Annotated in this window: 18 protein-coding genes; 11 read left to right on the top strand and 7 right to left on the bottom strand. The window is 64.2% G+C overall.

Features of this window, described 5'->3' with window-relative positions:
- Positions 1–47 precede the first annotated feature (47 nt).
- Positions 48–782: a helix-turn-helix transcriptional regulator gene (locus tag N6L27_RS09100; protein WP_271906930.1), complete on the top strand. Its 735-nt coding sequence runs from the start codon at positions 48–50 to the stop codon at positions 780–782.
- A 59-nt stretch (positions 783–841) separates the two neighbouring features.
- Here N6L27_RS09100 and N6L27_RS09095 read toward each other — a convergent pair whose 3' ends face one another.
- Entirely contained in the window at positions 842–2758 is a 1917-nt protein-coding gene (locus tag N6L27_RS09095) for a methyl-accepting chemotaxis protein (RefSeq protein ID WP_271906929.1), read from the bottom strand.
- A 225-nt stretch (positions 2759–2983) separates the two neighbouring features.
- On the opposite strand from N6L27_RS09095, the gene N6L27_RS09090 reads away from it, so the two are divergent.
- Positions 2984–3859 (top strand): TIGR01459 family HAD-type hydrolase, encoded by an 876-nt coding sequence (locus N6L27_RS09090; RefSeq protein ID WP_271906928.1) that lies wholly within the window; start codon positions 2984–2986, stop codon positions 3857–3859.
- A gap of 63 nt (positions 3860–3922) precedes the next feature.
- Here the strand turns inward: N6L27_RS09090 and N6L27_RS09085 are convergent, their stop codons facing one another.
- The gene (locus N6L27_RS09085) at positions 3923–4615 is read right to left on the bottom strand and encodes a DUF1194 domain-containing protein (protein WP_271906927.1); all 693 of its coding nucleotides are present in this window, start codon (positions 4613–4615) and stop codon (positions 3923–3925) included.
- Positions 4616–4834: 219 nt separating this feature from the next.
- Between N6L27_RS09085 and N6L27_RS09080 the strand changes: the two genes are divergently transcribed.
- From N6L27_RS09080 to N6L27_RS09060, 5 genes are all read left to right on the top strand, one after another.
- Entirely contained in the window at positions 4835–5278 is a 444-nt protein-coding gene (locus tag N6L27_RS09080) for a MaoC family dehydratase (protein ID WP_019298602.1), read from the top strand.
- Positions 5279–5886: 608 nt separating this feature from the next.
- Positions 5887–6819: a bifunctional riboflavin kinase/FAD synthetase gene (locus tag N6L27_RS09075; protein ID WP_271906926.1), complete on the top strand. Its 933-nt coding sequence runs from the start codon at positions 5887–5889 to the stop codon at positions 6817–6819.
- Positions 6816–7298: a YcgN family cysteine cluster protein gene (locus N6L27_RS09070; RefSeq protein WP_271906925.1), complete on the top strand. Its 483-nt coding sequence runs from the start codon at positions 6816–6818 to the stop codon at positions 7296–7298. Before N6L27_RS09075 ends, N6L27_RS09070 begins: the two co-directional genes overlap by 4 nt.
- A 122-nt stretch (positions 7299–7420) precedes the next feature.
- Entirely contained in the window at positions 7421–7627 is a 207-nt protein-coding gene (locus tag N6L27_RS09065) for a hypothetical protein (protein ID WP_271906924.1), read from the top strand.
- An 88-nt stretch (positions 7628–7715) separates the two neighbouring features.
- Positions 7716–8750 (top strand): threonine aldolase family protein, encoded by a 1035-nt coding sequence (locus N6L27_RS09060; protein WP_271906923.1) that lies wholly within the window; start codon positions 7716–7718, stop codon positions 8748–8750.
- Between the two features lie 18 nt (positions 8751–8768).
- On the opposite strand, the gene N6L27_RS09055 is transcribed toward N6L27_RS09060, so the two are convergent.
- The 3 genes from N6L27_RS09055 to N6L27_RS09045 all read right to left on the bottom strand — a co-directional run bounded on the left by N6L27_RS09055 (position 8769) and on the right by N6L27_RS09045 (position 11036).
- On the bottom strand, positions 8769–9362 hold the full coding sequence (locus N6L27_RS09055) for a 2-hydroxychromene-2-carboxylate isomerase (protein ID WP_271906922.1): 594 nt from the start codon (positions 9360–9362) through the stop codon (positions 8769–8771).
- Positions 9363–9430: 68 nt separating this feature from the next.
- A complete protein-coding gene (locus N6L27_RS09050) occupies positions 9431–10189 on the bottom strand; it encodes a nuclear transport factor 2 family protein (protein WP_271906921.1) in 759 nt (252 codons plus the stop codon).
- Between the two features lie 67 nt (positions 10190–10256).
- Positions 10257–11036 carry an alpha/beta fold hydrolase gene (locus tag N6L27_RS09045; protein ID WP_271906920.1) on the bottom strand — a complete coding sequence of 260 codons (780 nt, stop codon included), beginning with the start codon at positions 11034–11036 and terminating at the stop codon, positions 10257–10259.
- Positions 11037–11203: 167 nt separating this feature from the next.
- Between N6L27_RS09045 and N6L27_RS09040 the strand changes: the two genes are divergently transcribed.
- On the top strand, positions 11204–12226 hold the full coding sequence (locus N6L27_RS09040; RefSeq protein WP_039185814.1) for a ribose-phosphate pyrophosphokinase: 1023 nt from the start codon (positions 11204–11206) through the stop codon (positions 12224–12226).
- A gap of 55 nt (positions 12227–12281) precedes the next feature.
- On the opposite strand, the gene N6L27_RS09035 is transcribed toward N6L27_RS09040, so the two are convergent.
- Positions 12282–13475 carry an MFS transporter gene (locus N6L27_RS09035; protein WP_271906918.1) on the bottom strand — a complete coding sequence of 398 codons (1194 nt, stop codon included), beginning with the start codon at positions 13473–13475 and terminating at the stop codon, positions 12282–12284.
- Positions 13476–13544: 69 nt separating this feature from the next.
- On the opposite strand from N6L27_RS09035, the gene N6L27_RS09030 reads away from it, so the two are divergent.
- Both N6L27_RS09030 and N6L27_RS09025 read left to right on the top strand, forming a co-directional pair.
- Positions 13545–13958 carry a helix-turn-helix domain-containing protein gene (locus tag N6L27_RS09030; protein WP_271906917.1) on the top strand — a complete coding sequence of 138 codons (414 nt, stop codon included), beginning with the start codon at positions 13545–13547 and terminating at the stop codon, positions 13956–13958.
- A gap of 82 nt (positions 13959–14040) precedes the next feature.
- A complete protein-coding gene (locus tag N6L27_RS09025) occupies positions 14041–15084 on the top strand; it encodes a hypothetical protein (RefSeq protein ID WP_271906916.1) in 1044 nt (347 codons plus the stop codon).
- 2 nt (positions 15085–15086) lie between these two features.
- Here N6L27_RS09025 and N6L27_RS09020 read toward each other — a convergent pair whose 3' ends face one another.
- Positions 15087–15437: an H-type lectin domain-containing protein gene (locus tag N6L27_RS09020; protein WP_271906915.1), complete on the bottom strand. Its 351-nt coding sequence runs from the start codon at positions 15435–15437 to the stop codon at positions 15087–15089.
- 334 nt (positions 15438–15771) lie between these two features.
- Here N6L27_RS09020 and nhaC point away from each other — a divergent pair, with 334 nt between their 5' ends.
- Positions 15772–17244: a Na+/H+ antiporter NhaC gene (gene nhaC, locus N6L27_RS09015; protein ID WP_271906914.1), complete on the top strand. Its 1473-nt coding sequence runs from the start codon at positions 15772–15774 to the stop codon at positions 17242–17244.
- The last annotated feature ends 11 nt before the right edge of the window (positions 17245–17255 follow it).

The raw sequence follows: 17255 nt of genomic DNA, 5'->3' as shown, positions 1-17255 counted from the left end.
CGCGGCCGGGCCGGAAAATTTGCGGCGGGTTTGCGATTGGGGCGGGTATGAAGAACGAGTTGATCGATACGCTGGACAGGCTGTTGCACCCGCAGGACCCTGCCTGGCGCTGGCAGGCCGCTCAGGACGTGGCGCAGCGGATGGGCATCAAAAGCATCCTGGTTGCCCAGGCAGACGGCACATTGAAAGACATCAGCTGGATCAGCACCGACATGCCAGACAGCTGGATGGAGGAATACCTGTGCGAAGGATATGTCGAAGTGGACCCCCTTGTCAGTGAGCTTGCTGCACGCCCCGGCAGTATGGTTCTGGAGTGCGGCTCGTTGCAGCAGAGCGGGGATGTACCGGGCAAAGCTGTGGCCTATAACCACGGGCTCAAGGACGCCGGCTTTGCCACTCTGCATTGCACCCGTTTCGGCCCGCCGCACGGAGCGGGAAAATATGTCACGCTTGGCTACGCCGAGGACATCCGCACCGCCAGATCCAACAGCGCCTTGGAGATGCAGCTGTTTTCAGCCCTCTTGGCCAGCACCATCGAACAGGACGCCCCGCCGCCGCGTGAGCGCTACGGCCCCCCGGCCCCGCCGCTGCTGACCACGCGCCAGCGTGAGGTACTGTCCTTGCTGGCCGAAGGCATGATGACCGCCCGCATCGCCGAAAAACTAGGCCTGTCGGAGGCCGCGGTCACCTTGCATTTTTCCAATGCCCGCAAGACATTGGGGGCTGCCACCCGCGAGCACGCCCTGGCGCTGGCGCTGAAACAGGGGCTGATTTCCCTGTAACGGCTAAAGCGGCAGCCCCGGCCGGGCCGCCGCCTGGGCAATCTGCCCCGCTCAGCCAGTCAGGCGGAGCGGGCGGCCGGTTCCGCGTCTTCGCCGCCAGTCCAGGCGTCTCCTTCGTCGCCGAAGTCCTCCCAGCGGTCCTCTTCCAGCGCGCCAGCCATGGCCTCTGAATACCTGGCCTCCGCGTCCGTCTGCGGGTTCGGCTGTGCGGCCTCTGCCTGCGCCTGCTCTTGCGGCGCCGGTCCCGCGCCGCTGTCCAGCAGCACGAACTGGCCAACCATGCTGTTCAGCTCTACCGTCTCGCCGCTCATCGCGCGGATGGCGGATCCGGTTTCCTCCACCATGGAGGCGTTCTGCTGGGTCACCGTGTCCAGCTGGGCCACGCCGATATTGATCTCGTTCAGCCCCTGCGCCTGTTCCGCCGACTGGCGGGAAATGCCGGCCACCAGCTCGGTGATGCGGCTGACCTGGGTGACCACGGTCTCCAGCGCCTTGCCCGCGCCGTCCACCTTGTGGACACCGTCCTGCACATGGGCGGTGCTGGCGCTGATCAGGGTCTTGATTTCCATCGCCGCATCGGAAGAGCGCTGCGCCAGCGCCCGCACCTCGGAGGCAACCACCGCAAAGCCGCGGCCGACCTCGCCTGCCCGGGCGGCCTCGACACCCGCATTCAGCGCCAGGAGGTTGGTCTGGAAGGCGATATCGTCAATGACGCCGATGATCTGGCCAATCTGGCTGGAAGAGTTTTCAATCTCATTCATGGCGGCAATGGCGCCCTCAACCACTTCGCCGCTGCGCTCCACGTCGGCGCGGGCGGTTTCCACTGCGCCCTGCACCTCCTGCGCATTCTGGGCCGCAGAATTGACGCTGGCCGTCATCTGCTCCAGCGCCGCGGCGGTCTGTTCCAGCGTGGCTGCCTGGCTTTCGGTGCGCGCCGACAGATCCTCTGCCGCTGTGCGGATGCCGTCCGCCTGGCTGTGCAGCCGCCCGCCAGCCTGCACCACCTGGGACAGAAGCTCATTCAGCTTATCGACGGTCTCATTGTAGTTCACCCGCAGAGGATCGTATTCGGCGCCGAATTGCTCGGATATCTGATCGCTGAAGTCGCCTGCTGCCAGATGCTGCAGCGCCTGGCGCAGCCGCTCGATCACCTTCTCGCCCTCTTGGCGCAGCTTGTTCTGCTCCTCCAGCGCCTTGACCACGCGGCCCGAAACCGCATCGATGTCCTTGGCAATCTCGCCGAAGTCATCGGCCCGCATCCGGTCCGCAACCCTGAGGCTGAAGTCGCCCTGCGCCACCTCATGCAGGGCTGCCCGCATCCTTTCGATCGGAAGGGTGATGGTCTGCGTCACCTTGCGCGAGTTGTGCAGCATGACCAGCGTCGCAACCGCCGAAATCCCCAGCACAAGATAGAGCAGGTTATAATTATACTGCCGCGCCTCTACCGCGGTTTCTGCCGCTGATGCCTTGATCGCCTTGCCCAGCTTGGTCAGTTTTTCGGAGATATTGGCGGAATAGGATTGGAAGGCAGGCAGCGCATCGGTGCCGTTCTGCGTATTGATAAAGGCCAGTGCCGCAACCTCTGCGCCGGTCTTGTTGAAGCCGTCAACCAGGGGTAGCAGAGAGGACACCATGCCGCGGATATGCTCCGGCAGTTCCAGTGCGTGCAGCGCGTCCATCTCGGAGCGGAACTTCTGCGCCTCCTCTTCGATCATGGCCTGAAGCTCCGCCTTCTTGTCCTCTGCCCCGTCCTGGCCCAGCACCACCGCCGAGACCACCGCTGCGCTGATGTGGCTGTGGGCGATGTCTGCTGTCAGCTCATGCCGGACCGCCTGGGTCACGTTGATCTGCTCTTCCAGGTTCAGCTCGCTCTGCCACAGGCTGAAGAGCGACACTGCAGCCAGGATCAGAACCGAGGACATTGCAATGACGCCGGACAGCATCAGACGGCGTTTCAGGGGTGTTATGCGTAACATAGAAGGACTGCGAAACATGATAAACTCACCACAAGGTTGTTTTCTGCAGGCAAAATCACCCGGGTTAATTTTTTGAAAAATCAGCAGGGCTGGTGCAGATTTTTTACGGTAGCTAAACGGAAGAGCCGCAGTTTGTCCTGTCAGGGAGCAGCCTCCAGCGGCTGGCCTTATGCTGCGGTCTCTGCCATAGCTGGCCGCAACAGCAACATGCGCGAAGGCCCGGCCATGACCCAGATCATCACCTCCCTCTCCGAAGTTTCCAGCCGCTACAAGGCGCTGTTCGTGGACCTGTGGGGCTGTGTGCACAACGGCATCACCGCCTTTCCGGATGCGGTGGCGGCGCTGAAGGCCTACCGCGCACAAGGCGGCATCGTGGTGCTGGTGACAAACTCGCCGAAACCGCGCGCGGGCGTGGCGGCGCAGCTGGGGCAGTTCAATGTGCCGGATGATGCCTATGACACCATCTCCACCTCGGGCGACAGCGCGCGGGCGGCGATGTTCACGGGTGCGGTGGGAAACAAGGTCTATTTCATGGGCGAGTGGGAGCGCGATGCGGGCTTTTTTGAGCCCCTGCACGTGATCCATGATCCGGTGGAGATCACCCGGGTGCCGCTGAAGGAAGCGGAGGGCATCGTTTGCTGCGGGCCCTTCGACACGATGGCGGACCCTGAGGTGAACCGGCCCGATTTCCTCTATGCCAAGCAGATGGGCATGAAGCTCTTGTGCGCGAACCCCGACATCATTGTCGACCGCGGCGAAACGCGGGAATGGTGCGCGGGCGCGCTGGCGCGGCTTTACACGGAGATGGGCGGCGAGAGCCTGTATTTCGGCAAGCCGCATCCGCCGATTTACGACCTGGCCCGGCTGCGGCTGCGGGAAGTGGCGCCGGGGATTGCCGATTCCGAGATCCTGGCGATCGGCGACGGGCCGCATACGGATATTGCCGGCGCCATGGGGGAAGGCATCGATTCCCTGTTCATCACCGGCGGGCTTGCGGCCAGAGAAACAAAGACATCGGTCCAGCCGGATGCAGATGCGCTGGCGGCCTATCTGGCGCAGGAGCAGTCCGCACCGAGCTATGCCATCGGTTTCTTGCGGTAAAACAGCCAGCTGTGCCGGGACAGGAGACCCGGGGGAACGCGGCAGGGGCAGGATGCCCCGCCCTTACTCGGCTGTGTTCATCGAGAGGAACAGGTCCAGCTCCCGGGACAGCTTGCGCTGCATTGCCGCCGCGAAATCCTCGCCGCGGCTTGCCGTCATGACAAAGGAGCCATCGCCGCCGGTGACCAGGTACCGGTAATAACTCACCAGTTCCCGGTCGCCATCCGGGATCACCAGGCCGTTGATGGTAATGCCCAGCGCAACCGCCTTGTCCCGGAAATAGGCGGGCGAAGGCCCCGAGTTGTTCCTTGCGTCTCCCGAAATGTCAATTTTGCGCGCCGTGCCGTCAAAGCCGTTGGTTTCGATGAGCCTGGTTGCATAGTCGATGGCATAGGCGATCGAGGTGCCGCGGCCCGTGCTGGAGCGGGGCGCCTGATCCACCAGCCGGGAAAACGCCAGAATGCTTTCCAGGCCGTGCAAATGCCGCCAGCCCACCGCCTGGCGGTTGAGGCTTCCGACACTCCAGTGAACCAGCGTCACGGCGACTCCGTTGGGCTGCCTCTGGATGATGCCGGCAATTTCGGGCGTTCTGAAGGCCTCGGCAATACCCGACATCTGCAAGCGGTACTCCTCAGCGCTCACGCTGACAGAGGTGTCAACCGCGAGCACAAGCTCGATTGCAACCTGCTCCCGCGCCTGAGCGGTTGTGCAGGCCGCCATTGCCGCCGCCGCAACGGCACATCTGAAAATCACCATTCCGCGCCTCCTCCACTCCCCGCAAAGGCTGGGGCAAAACCTGTGCGTTTTCAACAGCAGCGGCTGCGGGCCGGTCCAGGCGGCCATTCTTTTCAAGAATCGCTTGATTTTCTGCAGTTGCAAAGTAATAAAGTTGCGCAAGCGGCCATGGTGGCGCGCAAAAGTTACAACGCCGAACGGTCAAGCAACACGTGCAGGACCGGGCGAACGGAGGATGAAATGTTGGACAACATGCCGCGCGGAACCATCTGCATCGAGGACATCGAGATGGGCATGGTGCGTTACCTGCGCAAAGTCATCACCGATGAGGACATCGAGAAATTCGCCCAGGTGTCGACTGACCGCAACCCGGTGCATCTGGACGACGATTATGCCCAGGACACCATCTTTGAAGGCCGGATTGCGCATGGGATGCTGACCGCTGGGCTGATCTCTGCCGTCATTGGCGAGCAGCTGCCGGGCCATGGCACCATCTACATGAGCCAGTCGCTCAAGTTCCTGGCACCGGTGCGCCCGGGTGATCTGGTGCTGGCGGAGGTCGAGGTGACCGACATCGTGATCGACAAGCGCCGGGTCAAGCTGGACTGCCGCTGCATCGTGGATGGCAAGAAGGTGCTGGTGGGCGAGGCCATGGTGATGGCGCCCTCGCGCAAGTTCGACTGAATTTTCCGCACGCAGCCGTTTCAGCCACCGGGGGCCTTTGCCCTTGGCGGTTTTTCTTTGCCGGTCTGTTTCGTTCCGGCCATTTTGTTTCCGTTTATGCGCTGAAGCCCAATTAAGGGGGCGGCGCCGCCGGGTGGAGGTGGACAGACCCCGCCGGGGGCCTGCTCGGACAAGTTCGCTTGGACGACCCCCTTTTTATCAGGGCCGGTCTCCGGGGTGTCGCGCAGGCAGCCCATAGATGCCTGCGCCTCGTATCATGGCCCATGCGCAGAGCCATGGCGGGGGATCGCGATCAGGAGGCAGTTTGGCATTTACACGTGAGGGTTGCGTGAAGGGGGCGTACGGTGGGGGCGCAACGCCCCAGTGAGGGTAGGCCATCCCGCCCGGAATCAAGGCGCGCAGCGCCGCCGGGCGAGCGCCTGCCCGCCCCACCGGGCTGGCGCTTTGGCAAGTGCAGTAGTCCCATGATGAGTTGTACGGACGTTGCAGGGATAAACTGCCATGCATAGCCGTTGCAACGCCACCCCGCGTGCAGGCGCCCTCCCGGCTCTCTCCCCCTCCCGCACTGGCCGCTTGAACCGCCGCCGCGGTGCAGGTACGGATGCGCCATGCGTATCGTCAGAGATTATGAATTCGTCGAACACCAGGACCGGGGCGCCACCGTTGCCATCGGCAATTTCGACGGCGTGCATCTGGGCCATCAGTCGGTGATCGAGCTGGCCCGCAAGGCCGCCCCGGGGGCGCCCTTGGGGGTGATGACGTTTGAGCCGCACCCGCGCGAGTATTTTGCCCCCGATGCGCCGCCGTTCCGGCTGATGCGCGCCGAGACCCGCGCTCACCGGCTGGAGAAGCTGGGGGTGGAGCGGCTTTATGAGCTGAACTTCAACACCGCGCTGTCGAGCCTGACGCCGGAGGAGTTTGCCCGCGACGTGATCTCTGAAGGGCTGGGGCTGGCGCATGTGGTGGTGGGTGCCGATTTCTGTTTCGGCAAGGGGCGCGCGGGCAATGCCGAAGACCTGCAGCGCTTTGGCGAACAGTACGGGTTTGGCGTAACGATTGCGCCCCTGATGGAATATTCCGAACACGCGGTGTCCTCCACCGCGATCCGCAATGCGCTGAGCGAAGGGCGGCCTGCCGATGCCAAGGAGATGCTGGGCCATTGGCACCGGATCGAGGGCACCGTGATCGGCGGCGAGCAGCGCGGGCGGGAGCTGGGCTTCCCGACAGCCAACATGTCGATCGACGGGCTGCATCAGCCGTGCTTTGGCGTCTATGCAGTGCTGGTCGATGTCCTGGACGGGCCGCATAAGGGCAGTTACCGCGGTGCCGCCTCTGTCGGGGTGCGGCCGATGTTCGGGGGCGTGGTCCCGAATATCGAGACATTCGTGTTTGATTTCTCCGGCGATCTTTACGGCGCGACGCTGTCGGTGGGGCTGGTCGCCTTTTTGCGGCCGGAGATGAAGTTCGACGGGCTGGACACGCTGATCGCGCAGATGGACGCGGATTGCGCCGAGGCGCGTGACATTCTGGCGGCGCTATGAAACCTGCAAAAGACGTGATCGACCGCTCCGGCCTGGGCCAGCGCTTCTGGGAGAAGAAGCCGCTGAAGGACCTGAACCAGAAGGAATGGGAAGCGCTGTGCGACGGCTGCGGCAAATGCTGCCTGAACAAGCTGGAGGATGAGGAGACCGGCGAGGTTGCCCTGACGCGGGTGGCCTGCCGCCTGCTGGATGACGCGACCTGCCGCTGCGCCCAGTATCCGATCCGCCATCAGTTCATCCCCGAGTGCATCGTGCTGAAGCCTGAGAACCTGGACACCCACGCCTATTGGATGCCGGAAACCTGCGCCTACCGCCTGTTGTGGCAGGGCAAACCGCTGCCGGAATGGCACCCGCTGCTGACCGGAACGCCGGAAAGCGTGCATGAGGCTGGCGTTTCAGTGCGCGGCTGGACGGTGTCGGAGTTTGAGATCGCCGAGGATGAGTGGGAAGACCACATCATTGAAGAGCCGACCGGCTGAGCCTGCTGCCTGCGCAAGGTATGCCGCTATTAAACAGGAATGCAATTTAAGGCTGCATTGCGTGCAACCCCGCCGCCATGATGAGGGAATCCCAAAAGGTTTCCCAATGAGGAGGGCGGCAGATGCCATTCGAGCACGGCACCTATTTCAGCGAAAGAGAGACCTACAAAGCCCGGGAGTTCCTTTCGACCCTGGGTCTGAGCAGCAAGCAAGCCAGTGAAATCAAGGCCTGGCATCAGTACCGCCTTGGCAAGCAGCTGATGATATGGGCGACGGCGGGAACCATTTCCGGCATTGGGCTGGGGCTGTTGTTTGCGCAGCTGTTTTGAGCCGGCGGCTGCCCGGAACGGCCTTGGCACCGGCGCCGGAACTGCCTACTGCTAGGCAATACCACTGGCTGACCAAGGGACTTCGCTGATGCATTTCGCCTCTGACAACTCCGGCCCGGTGCCGCAGCAGATCCTCGACGCGCTGGCGCGGGCCAACCAGGGCTATGCCATGGGCTATGGCGCGGACGCGGAAATGGCCGAGGTGACAGAGCGGATCCGGGGGATTTTCGAGGCGCCGGAGGCGGCTGTTTATCTGGTGGCCACCGGCACCGCCGCCAATGTGCTGGCACTGTCGACCCTGGCGCAGCCCTGGCAGACGGTGTTCTGCACCAAACCTGCCCATATCAACATGGACGAATGCAACGCGCCGGAGTTCTACACCGGGGGCGCCAAGCTGACGCTGGTGACCGAGGCCGACAAGATGACCTCCGAAGGCTTGCGCGCTGCCATCGAGGGTGAGGAAACCCGCGGCGTGCACGGGCCGCAGCGGGGGCCGGTGTCGCTGACGCAGGTGACGGAATTCGGCACCGTCTACAGCCTTGCGGAGCTGCAGGCCATCTGCGGAGCGGCCAAGGAATACGGGCTGCCGGTGCATATGGACGGCGCGCGGTTTACCAATGCGCTGGTGTCGCTGGGCTGCACGCCTGCAGAGATGACCTGGAAAGCCGGTGTTGATGCGATCTCGTTCGGCGGCACCAAGAACGGCTGCATGGGGGTGGAGGCGGTGATCTTCTTTGATCCCCGCCACGCGCAGGAGTTCGAGTACCGCCGCAAGCGCGGCGCGCATCTGTTTTCCAAGCACCGCTATCTGTCGGCGCAGATGCTGGCCTATCTGAGCGACGATCTGTGGCTGGAGAATGCCCGCGCGGCCAACGCGAAAACAGCGCTGCTGGCCGAGGGGCTGGAGGCGGCGGGCGCGCATTTCACCCATCCCGCCCAGGCCAACATGATCTTTGCCGCCCTGCCCCGCCGCAAGCATCAAGGGCTGTTCGCCGCAGGTGCGATCTATCACCTGTGGGACGGGCTGCTGCAGGGGCCGGAGCATGAGATGGTCACGGCCCGGTTTGTCTGCGACTGGTCGGTGCCGGAGGAAGATATCCGGGCGTTCCTGTCGCTGCTGTGATTTCTCGCGGGGCGGCGCCTAACGGTTGCCCTGCGCCCAGAGAAGGGCGTCCTCCAGCCGGTCGTCGCCCCAGAAGACCTCCCCCGCTACAACGAAGCTGGGCGCGCCGAAGATGCCCAGCGCCATTGCCTCTTCCGTTGCGTCCGCCAGCAGTTTGACGGTCTTGTCCGACACCGCCTCTGCCAGCACGCGGTCTGGATCCTGGCCCGCGGCCTGGAGGCTGGCGGAAAGGTTCGGGTCCTCGCCCGCAGGCTGGCCGGCCTCAAACCAGCAGCGGTAGGCGGCCTGGGTATAGGCCTCGCCCCAGCCCTCTGCCGCGCCCAGCGCGGCGACCTGGTTGGCCAGTACAAGTTCCGGCAGCGGATAAGGCGCGGGCAGCCTTGCGTGAAAGCCGTAGCGCCCGGCGCGGCGTTCGATGTCGCGCCACATATAGGCGGTCTTTTCCGGCTTGTCCTTGAACGGGATGTTGTTCTGCACCGTCATCACATGGCGCACGTTGAAGGGGCGCCATCGGACGGGAATGCCCGCCTGCGCTGCCGCGTCACCGATACGCATCACGGTGAGGTAACTGTAGGTGCTGCCGATCGAATACCAGAAATCCAGTCCGGGCATGGGGGCCTCCTGCTGTTTGCCGCGCGTTTCACCGGTCAGGCACAGGATAGAGCATTTGGCACCTGTTGTCAGAACTTGCCGTTGCCGTTCTTCCATTCACTGCGCGGGGGGATGGCTTCGATCGTGTCCCAGTGTTCGGCGATCCTGCCGTCCTCGATGCGGTAGAGATCGTAGAAGCTGGTGTGGATGCCGCCCCGCTGGCCCTCGCAGGCGCAGAGCACGAAGTTGCCCTCTGCCAGCACCCGGTGGAGATGCTGGTACTGAATTACGGGCATGCCGTCTTCCGTGGCTGCCAGCGCGTCATTCAAGGCAGGCAGGCCGTCGGCAAGGTCCGGGTTGTGCTGGATGAGATCCGCGCGGACAAAATCCGGCAGGAGGTCCAGCTGGCGTCCGATCAGCACCTTCTCCGTGTAACTGCGCGCGAGGGTACGGTTGGCCCCGGTCTTGTGCAGACCGGTGATCTCCGTGGCGCCGTCCTGCATGCCGCGGCCTGACGGGTTGGGGCCGCGCAGGGACTGGATATTGTCCCAATGCTCCACGGCCTGGCCGTCCTCGAAGCGGAACACCTCAAAGGCCGCGCGCAGCGAGGAGAAATCGTATTCGATATGGGCAAAGGCGAAATCGCCATCCTCGAACACCCGTTTAAAGGTGACGCGGGGCGAGGTCTTGGCGAGGCGGGCGAAAAGCACCGCCAGCCCCTCGCTGCCCTCGTGGGTCTGCGGGTTGTGCTGGATGTATTTCGCCTCGTTGACGACGGAGGCAGAGGCCGGGTCGCCGGTCTCCAGCCCTTTGAGGAGGGTTTTCAGCAGGTCCTTTTTCGATGCCATCTGTGCCGTCTCCTGTCTGCGGGCCTTGGCCCCTATCCTGCCGCGTCCATCGCGGTGGTGCAAAGGGTCAGTGCGCCTGCCAGAAGCGGCGCAGCAGCGCGGCGGTTTCCGCCGGGTGGGTAATTGGCAGCATGTGGCCCGCGCCCGGCACCGCGGTGTGCGCGGCTGCGGGCAGACGGCGGCAGAGGCTGCGGGTGATGGCGGGGATGACGGGCGGGCTGGCGGCCCCAGTCAGGATCTGCACCGGCATCGTCACGGTGTCCAGCGCGCCGGGCACCAGGGTGCCGTTTGCATCCGAATGCAGCACCGCGCGGCTGGCCATCACCACCGGCATGGCGCGGACCATGGCGGCGCGGGCGGGGGCTGGCAGATCGGGCCATTTAGGCTCTCCTGTGCCCCACATGCGGTTGAACAGCCGGGTGGTCCGCTCGCGGTCGCCAGAGGCCCAGGCCGCCTCGGCGGGCTGACTGGCGGCCTCAAGTTCGGCAAAGGCGGCAGGGTCCTCGTCCTGCGCGGCGGCGAACAGCACCGGCTCAATCAGGGTGAGGCTGCGCACCAGATCGGGGCGGGCCATCGCCATGCGCAGCGCTACCGTGGCGCCGAAAGAGTGGCCGACGAGGTCCACGGGGGCCGTCAGCAGCGAAAGCCCTGCCTGCATGTTCAACAGCTGGTAGTTGCCCTGCCCGTCCCAGTCCGGACTGCGGCCATGGCTGAGCATATCGAAGGCGGTGAGGGTGATGTCCCCGGCCAGCGCCTCAGCCACACCGCGCCAGGCGCCGGAATGGGCCAGCGAGCAATGCACCGCCAGCACGGGGCGCGGGCCGTTGCCGAAGCTGCGGTGGAACACCTGGGGCGCGCGGCACGAAGTTTGACGCGGGGTTGAAGGGGGTATCCCGGATGCCACCAAAAGCTGTTTCTCCCGCTTAGAACTATGCGCGAGGGTAAGTGCATGATAAGCGGGGTTCAATATCACGAATCTGACACATTGCCATTGCTGCCTGGGGATAACAGCCAATGCCGACCTTGAACGAACCCAAGCTGATTGCTGGGAACGCCAACCTTCCTCTTGCCCAAGCCATTACCCGCCGCATGAGCATGCACCGCGGTGTCGACCAGGGGCTGGTGGATGCCCGCGTCGAGCGGTTCAATGACGGCGAGATCTTCGTCGAAGTCTATGAGAACGTCCGCGGCGAGGACATGTTCATCATCCAGCCGACCTCGAACCCGGCCAATGACAACCTGATGGAACTGCTGATCATCGCCGACGCGCTGCGCCGCTCCTCTGCCCAGCGCATCACCGCGGTGATCCCCTACTTCGGATATGCCCGCCAGGACCGCCGCACCAAGGCGCGCACGCCGATCTCGGCCAAGCTGGTCGCCAACATGCTGACCGGTGCGGGCATCGAGCGGGTGCTGACCATGGACCTGCACGCGGCGCAGATCCAGGGCTTCTTCGACATTCCGGTGGACAACCTCTATGCCAGCCCGATCTTTGCGTTGGACGTGAAGGACCAGTTCAAGGACCGGATGGGCGAGCTGATGGTGGTGTCGCCGGACGTTGGCGGCGTGGCCCGTGCCCGCGAGCTGGCCAAGCGCATCAACGCGCCGCTGTCGATCGTTGACAAGCGCCGCGAGAAGCCCGGTGAAGTGGCGGAGATGACCGTGATCGGCGACGTGAAGGACAAGATCTGCCTAATCGTCGACGACATGTGCGACACTGCCGGCACGCTGTGCAAGGCGGCGCAAGTGCTGCTGGATAACGGCGCCAAGGAAGTGCACGCCTATATCACCCACGGCGTGATGAGCGGCCCCGCGGTTGAGCGCGTCACCAACTCGGTGATGAAATCGCTGGTGCTGACCGACTCGATCCAGCCGACCGAAGAGGTGAAGGCTGCGCCGAACATCCGCATCGTGCCGACCGCGCCGCTGTTCACCCAGGCGATCCTGAACATCTGGCACGGCACCAGCGTTTCGTCGCTGTTCGAGGACAAGACCCTGGTTCCGATCTACGAGAGCCTCTATTCCAACGGCGGCTGAGGAAGCCCCGCTTGCAGGATTTGAGGAAGCCCCGCCGTTGTGCGGGGCTTTTCTTTTACGGGGCAACGCGGCGGCGGCCTGCGGACAGGGCAACGGTCAAGGCCGTCAGTGCCATCAGCGCAATACCCGCTGCAGCCATGCCGAATGTGCCGCCGTAGCCCCACCGGGCAATGGCCGGCGTGGTGAAGAACGGCGACAGGAACTGGCCGCAGAACACCGAGGCCGTAAGGATGGCGCCGGCAGTGCCGCGGCGCGCGGACGGAGCAAGCGCCAGAGCGATCGCGACAAATCCCGGCGAAACCGTGGCGTAGCCGATGCCGACAGCCATCGCGCCTGCGAGGGACAGGGCGGCGCTGCCCTGCTGTGCCAGTACCGTGAACCCCAGAGCAAGCGCGCCATAGCCGAGGGCAAATACGGCGCTGTGCAGCAGCCTGGATTTGAGCCGGCCGTAAAAGAGCGCGGCGATACCGCCGCAAAGCGACAAGAGACCCAGCCCGGCGCCGGTCATCAGCGCGCTGTTGAAGCCCTGGGAGGCAAAGAAGAACGGCAGCTGGGTCGGCATCATGAAGAATAGGCCATTGGTCAGCATCTGCAGCGCAGAGACGGCAATGACCAGCGGCAGCCAGGCCGGGTGGCCCGGTGTTTCCGCCTGCCCTGCCCCGCCGGTGCTGCGCCGGGGTTCGGGGGCGTGGCGCCAGACGGTGTAAAGACACAGCACCGCCAGCCCGTAGATCAGGAACGGCAGCCGCGGCGACAGGGTGGCGGCCAGCCCGGCGGTTCCGATGAAAACCAGCCCGCCGAAATTGCGGGCAGAGATCTGCAGCCCGGTCAGGGCCTGGCGGCTGGCACCGGTGAAATAATCGCCGATCAGCGCGGTCTGCGCGGTCATGATCAGCCCGACGGCAATGCCAAGTCCAAAGCGGCTGATGAGCATCAGGTGCAGGCCTGGCAGGTAATACCCCGCGGTGCCGCACAGGAGGAACAGCCAGATCCCCGTCAGCAGCACGGGCCGCCGCCCCTTGCCGTCGATGAGCCAGCCCGCCAGCGGCGCGGTCAGCATCACCCCGAGCGAGGGTGCGGTGACCAGCAGCCGCACCAGGAAACCCGCATCAGGCATATCTGAAAACTCTTGCTCCAGCCCTGCCAGCGCCGGGCTGATGGTGGCGTTGGCCATCACCGTGAGGCTGGCGGCCATCAGCAGCGCAATGGCCTGGGGATTCCGCCAAAGGCTTAGGTTGTTGCTCGTCATCGGGGATTTTCCTTGTCCTGTCCGTTCAAGGCTGGCAGCCTGCCAATTGAAGCCAGCTTGAGGTCAAGGATGAAACTTCTGGATATTGGCGAGGTCGCGGAACGCTCTGGCGTGGCACCCTCTGCGCTGCGGTATTACGAGGATCTGGGGCTGATCGCTTCGGCGGCGCGCAAGGGGCTCAGGCGGCAGTTCGGGCCGGAGGTCCTGCTGCAGCTGTCGCTGATCACCCTGGGCAAGGCGGCGGGATTTTCGCTGCAGGAGGTCGCGGGCATGTTCGGCAAGGACGGCCAGCCCGATCTGCCGCGGGACCAGCTGCACGCGCGCGCCGATGCGCTGGAAGCACAGATCCGCGAGCTGACCGTGCTGAAGACCGCACTGCGCCACGTGGCGGACTGTCCAGCGCCCAGCCATCTGGAGTGCCCCAAGTTTCAAAGGCTTCTGCGGGCGGGATCCCGGGCAGGCAAGACGCGGGCCCTGCGCTGACTCCTGCGCCGATAGCGGAATTCAAGACTGGTTTGACCGTCATGCCAAGGTAGTCTGTCTCCCGTGCCGTCAGTTTCCTGTCATGACCAAGGAAGGGTTTTACATGTTCACGGTTTCGATTTCCCGCAAGATGCTTGTCTGTGAAATGTCAGAGGCGCCCAAGGGGCACAAGTTTCTGAAGCCTGTCGAGATGGCCTGCAGAATTGAGATGGATCTGGGGACCGCCCCGTCAAAACCCGCAGCCAAGACGCTCCGGGACGGAATGGACAAGGCCTTCAATGCGCTGGTCAAGGCACGCTCAGCCGGGTTTCTGAAGCAGCTGAACAGCGACATCGCAGCACTGGGTGCGGTGATAGAGAAGGACGGGATGGACAGCGCCAGGGCCTCGAAATTCCTGCAGGACGAGGAAAAGAACATCAAGGCGCTGTGGGAGAACTGGAGCCAGCGGGTGGCGCCGAAAATGGCCGATCAGGTGCTGGTGGAAGTTGTCAAGAAAGCCCGCGAGCCAGAGCTGAAGGACCTGCAGAAGCAGAAGATCAAGACGGTCGGCCGGGTGACGGCGGTGCCGGTGCTGGCAATCGCCTCGGCGGTGGCGTCGGCGGTCACGGGCAATGTGGCGGGGGTAGCTTCGGCGGCGCTGAAAGGGGCCAGCGCCAGCATGAAGATGAAGGAGGACCTGTCGAAAGCGCTGAATGACTATGACACCGAACTGGGGGCGGCCAAGCGCGATCTGGCGGCGGTGGCGGATGCGCTGAAGGGCGTGGCAAAGCGGATCAAAGCGATGGAGGCGCACCGGGCGTCTTCGGAGATGGCGGTAGCGCAGCTGGCTGCGGAGCAGCGCGGCCTGAAGCGGGCGCTGAAGCTGGTCGAGGACAGCGGCGGCAAGGAGGCGGCCGGGCTGCAGAAACAGCTGGATGCCAATGCCGCCAGGGTGCAGGCGCTGGTCAAGACCTGGCCGGACAGCGCCGCCATGCGGGCTGCACTGACACGGATGGCCGAAGATCACAAGGCAATGGTGCAGGCCCTGGGCACGGTTGCAACCGGCAGCGCCAAGTCGCTGCGCGACGCGCGCGACCTGACCGATGGCGGCAAGGAAATCCTGAGCGTGCTGTCGAAGCTGACCTGAGCCTAGTCCACGTCCCAGTCATCGGCATGAGGCAGTTCGCCGATGGCCATCCAGGACGCGCGCAGGCGGGCAGCACGGCTGTCGGCCCAGGTGCGGAAGACGATCTCGAATCCTTCGCAGGTGATATTTTCCGCCACCAGTTCCGCGCGGATCGGAGCGGTGGTGGCCATATCCCAGAGCGACACCGACACATGCACCGCCGGCGGGCTGGCATAGGGCGTGCTGAAAGCAACCGGCTGGCGCCGGATCCGCGGCCCGGTGCCGGTCCACATCTCGCCGCCCTTCTCGAAATCCGAGAAGACGGTGACATCGCCCTGTTCGACCCCGGTCCGGGGGTTGCGCAGCCTTTTCATTCCGGTTCCCAAGCAGTTAGCCCACTTCTCAGAGTAATTCATACAGCGGGATAATCCAGAAAGCAGCCGAAATGCGGCCGAATATGTGGCCTTTCGCGCACGGCGGAGGACGGCAGTGCTGCAGCTGCGTTTCCCTTAGCGGCACGGGCAGAAACGACCCGGGCGAGGGAAATTTCCCCTCAACCGTCCACACCTCCCCGAAACGGGCCGTTCTCCCCGGATGTCGCAATACCTGTGGATTCCGGCGCGCTGGCATCGAGTCCGCGGCGGCGATCTCTGGTGTGTATCCGCATCCGCCAAACAAGGCGTTTTGACCCAAGGGAGGAGAAACCCCGTGTCACCATCTGATCCGAATACCGCAAAACCCGGTCTGGGACTGGCGCTGCTGCCGATCCTGCTGACCCTCTTGGTGCTGGGCATCCAGCTGTTCTATTTCGGGGATTTCACCCCGCATATCCCGCTGGCGATCGGCATTGCCATCACCGCGCTGGTCGGCCTGAAGCTGGGCCACAAGTGGGACAATATCGAAGAGGGCGTGTTCCACGTCATCAACATCTCGCTGCCGTCGGTGTCGATCCTGATCACCGTCGGCATGATCGTCGGCATCTGGATTGCCAGCGGCACCGTGCCGACGCTGATCTATTACGGCCTGAAAATCCTGTCGCCGGAGCTGTTCCTGGCTGCGGGCATGGTGCTGTGCTCCATCGTGTCCGTGTCGCTGGGCACCTCCTGGGGCACCGTGGGCACCGTCGGCCTGGCGCTGATGGGAATCGGCGCGGGCTTTGGCATTCCGATGTACTGGACCGCCGGCGCGGTGGTTTCGGGCGCCTTCTTCGGCGACAAGATCTCGCCCCTGTCGGACACCACCAACCTGGCCCCTGCCGTCACCGGCACCAACCTGTTCGACCACATCCGCAACATGCTGCCGACCACCGTGCCGTCGATGCTGATTGCGCTCGGGATCTATCTGGTTGTCGGGTTCACCCTGATCGACACCTCGCAAGTGTCGTTCGAGCGGATCGATGCGATCACCGCGGCGCTGGACGAGGCGTTCTGGATTTCGCCGCTGATGCTGCTGCCCGCCCTGCTGGTGATCGTGCTGGCGGTGAAGAAGCAGCCGCCGATCCCGTCGCTGTTTGCCGGTGCTGTTGTCGGCGGCATCATGGCGATGGCCTGCCAGGGCGCGGGCCTGCATGAGACCTTCACCTTTGCCAACAGCGGGTATTCCATCGACACCGGCGTGGCGGAAATCGACCCGCTGCTGAACCGCGGCGGCATCCAGTCGATGATGTGGACGATCTCGCTGGTGCTGCTGGCGCTGGGGTTCGGCGGTGCGCTGGAGCGCACCGGTTGCCTGCAGGCGATCATCGAGGTGATCATCGCCCGGGTGAAGAGCTTTGCCGGTATCCAGACGTCGGCCATTCTGACCTCGGTGGCGACCAACACCGTCGCAGGCGACCCCTATCTGTCGATTGCCCTGCCGGGGCGGATGTATGCGCCTGTGTATCGCGGCATGAAGTATTCGCCGCTGAACCTGTCGCGCGCCATCGAGGAAGGCGGCACGCTGGTGTCACCGCTGATCCCCTGGAACGCGGGCGGCGCCTTTGTGATCTCGGCGCTGGCGCTGGGGATTGCCGACGGCAACTTTGAGAACCTGCTGTACATCCCGCTGGCTTTTGCCTGCTGGCTGTCGCCGCTCATCGGTATCTTCTACGCGATGACCGGGCTGTTCTCGCCCAAGGCAAGCGACGATGAGATCGCGGCCTGGGAGGACAGCGGCGAGCCGGTGCAGGAACTGACCGCCTGATCCTTCCCCGC

This window comes from Leisingera sp. SS27, assembly GCF_028368855.1.
Classification (GTDB): domain Bacteria; phylum Pseudomonadota; class Alphaproteobacteria; order Rhodobacterales; family Rhodobacteraceae; genus Leisingera.
The sequence above is the reverse complement of the archived record's forward strand: the minus strand, read 5'-3'. Positions and strand labels throughout refer to the sequence as shown.

Coding starts and splice junctions, on each gene's coding strand:
- N6L27_RS09080 (WP_019298602.1), top strand. CDS start 4,835: ATGTTGGACAACATGCCGCGCGGAACCATCTGCATCGAGGACATCGAG.
- N6L27_RS09070 (WP_271906925.1), top strand. CDS start 6,816: ATGAAACCTGCAAAAGACGTGATCGACCGCTCCGGCCTGGGCCAGCGC.
- N6L27_RS09025 (WP_271906916.1), top strand. CDS start 14,041: ATGACCAAGGAAGGGTTTTACATGTTCACGGTTTCGATTTCCCGCAAG.
- N6L27_RS09075 (WP_271906926.1), top strand. CDS start 5,887: ATGCGTATCGTCAGAGATTATGAATTCGTCGAACACCAGGACCGGGGC.
- N6L27_RS09060 (WP_271906923.1), top strand. CDS start 7,716: ATGCATTTCGCCTCTGACAACTCCGGCCCGGTGCCGCAGCAGATCCTC.
- N6L27_RS09100 (WP_271906930.1), top strand. CDS start 48: ATGAAGAACGAGTTGATCGATACGCTGGACAGGCTGTTGCACCCGCAG.
- N6L27_RS09020 (WP_271906915.1), bottom strand. CDS start 15,437: ATGAAAAGGCTGCGCAACCCCCGGACCGGGGTCGAACAGGGCGATGTC.
- N6L27_RS09050 (WP_271906921.1), bottom strand. CDS start 10,189: ATGGCATCGAAAAAGGACCTGCTGAAAACCCTCCTCAAAGGGCTGGAG.
- N6L27_RS09095 (WP_271906929.1), bottom strand. CDS start 2,758: ATGTTACGCATAACACCCCTGAAACGCCGTCTGATGCTGTCCGGCGTC.
- N6L27_RS09030 (WP_271906917.1), top strand. CDS start 13,545: ATGAAACTTCTGGATATTGGCGAGGTCGCGGAACGCTCTGGCGTGGCA.
- N6L27_RS09090 (WP_271906928.1), top strand. CDS start 2,984: ATGACCCAGATCATCACCTCCCTCTCCGAAGTTTCCAGCCGCTACAAG.
- N6L27_RS09065 (WP_271906924.1), top strand. CDS start 7,421: ATGCCATTCGAGCACGGCACCTATTTCAGCGAAAGAGAGACCTACAAA.
- N6L27_RS09035 (WP_271906918.1), bottom strand. CDS start 13,475: ATGACGAGCAACAACCTAAGCCTTTGGCGGAATCCCCAGGCCATTGCG.
- N6L27_RS09055 (WP_271906922.1), bottom strand. CDS start 9,362: ATGCCCGGACTGGATTTCTGGTATTCGATCGGCAGCACCTACAGTTAC.
- N6L27_RS09040 (WP_039185814.1), top strand. CDS start 11,204: ATGCCGACCTTGAACGAACCCAAGCTGATTGCTGGGAACGCCAACCTT.
- N6L27_RS09085 (WP_271906927.1), bottom strand. CDS start 4,615: ATGGTGATTTTCAGATGTGCCGTTGCGGCGGCGGCAATGGCGGCCTGC.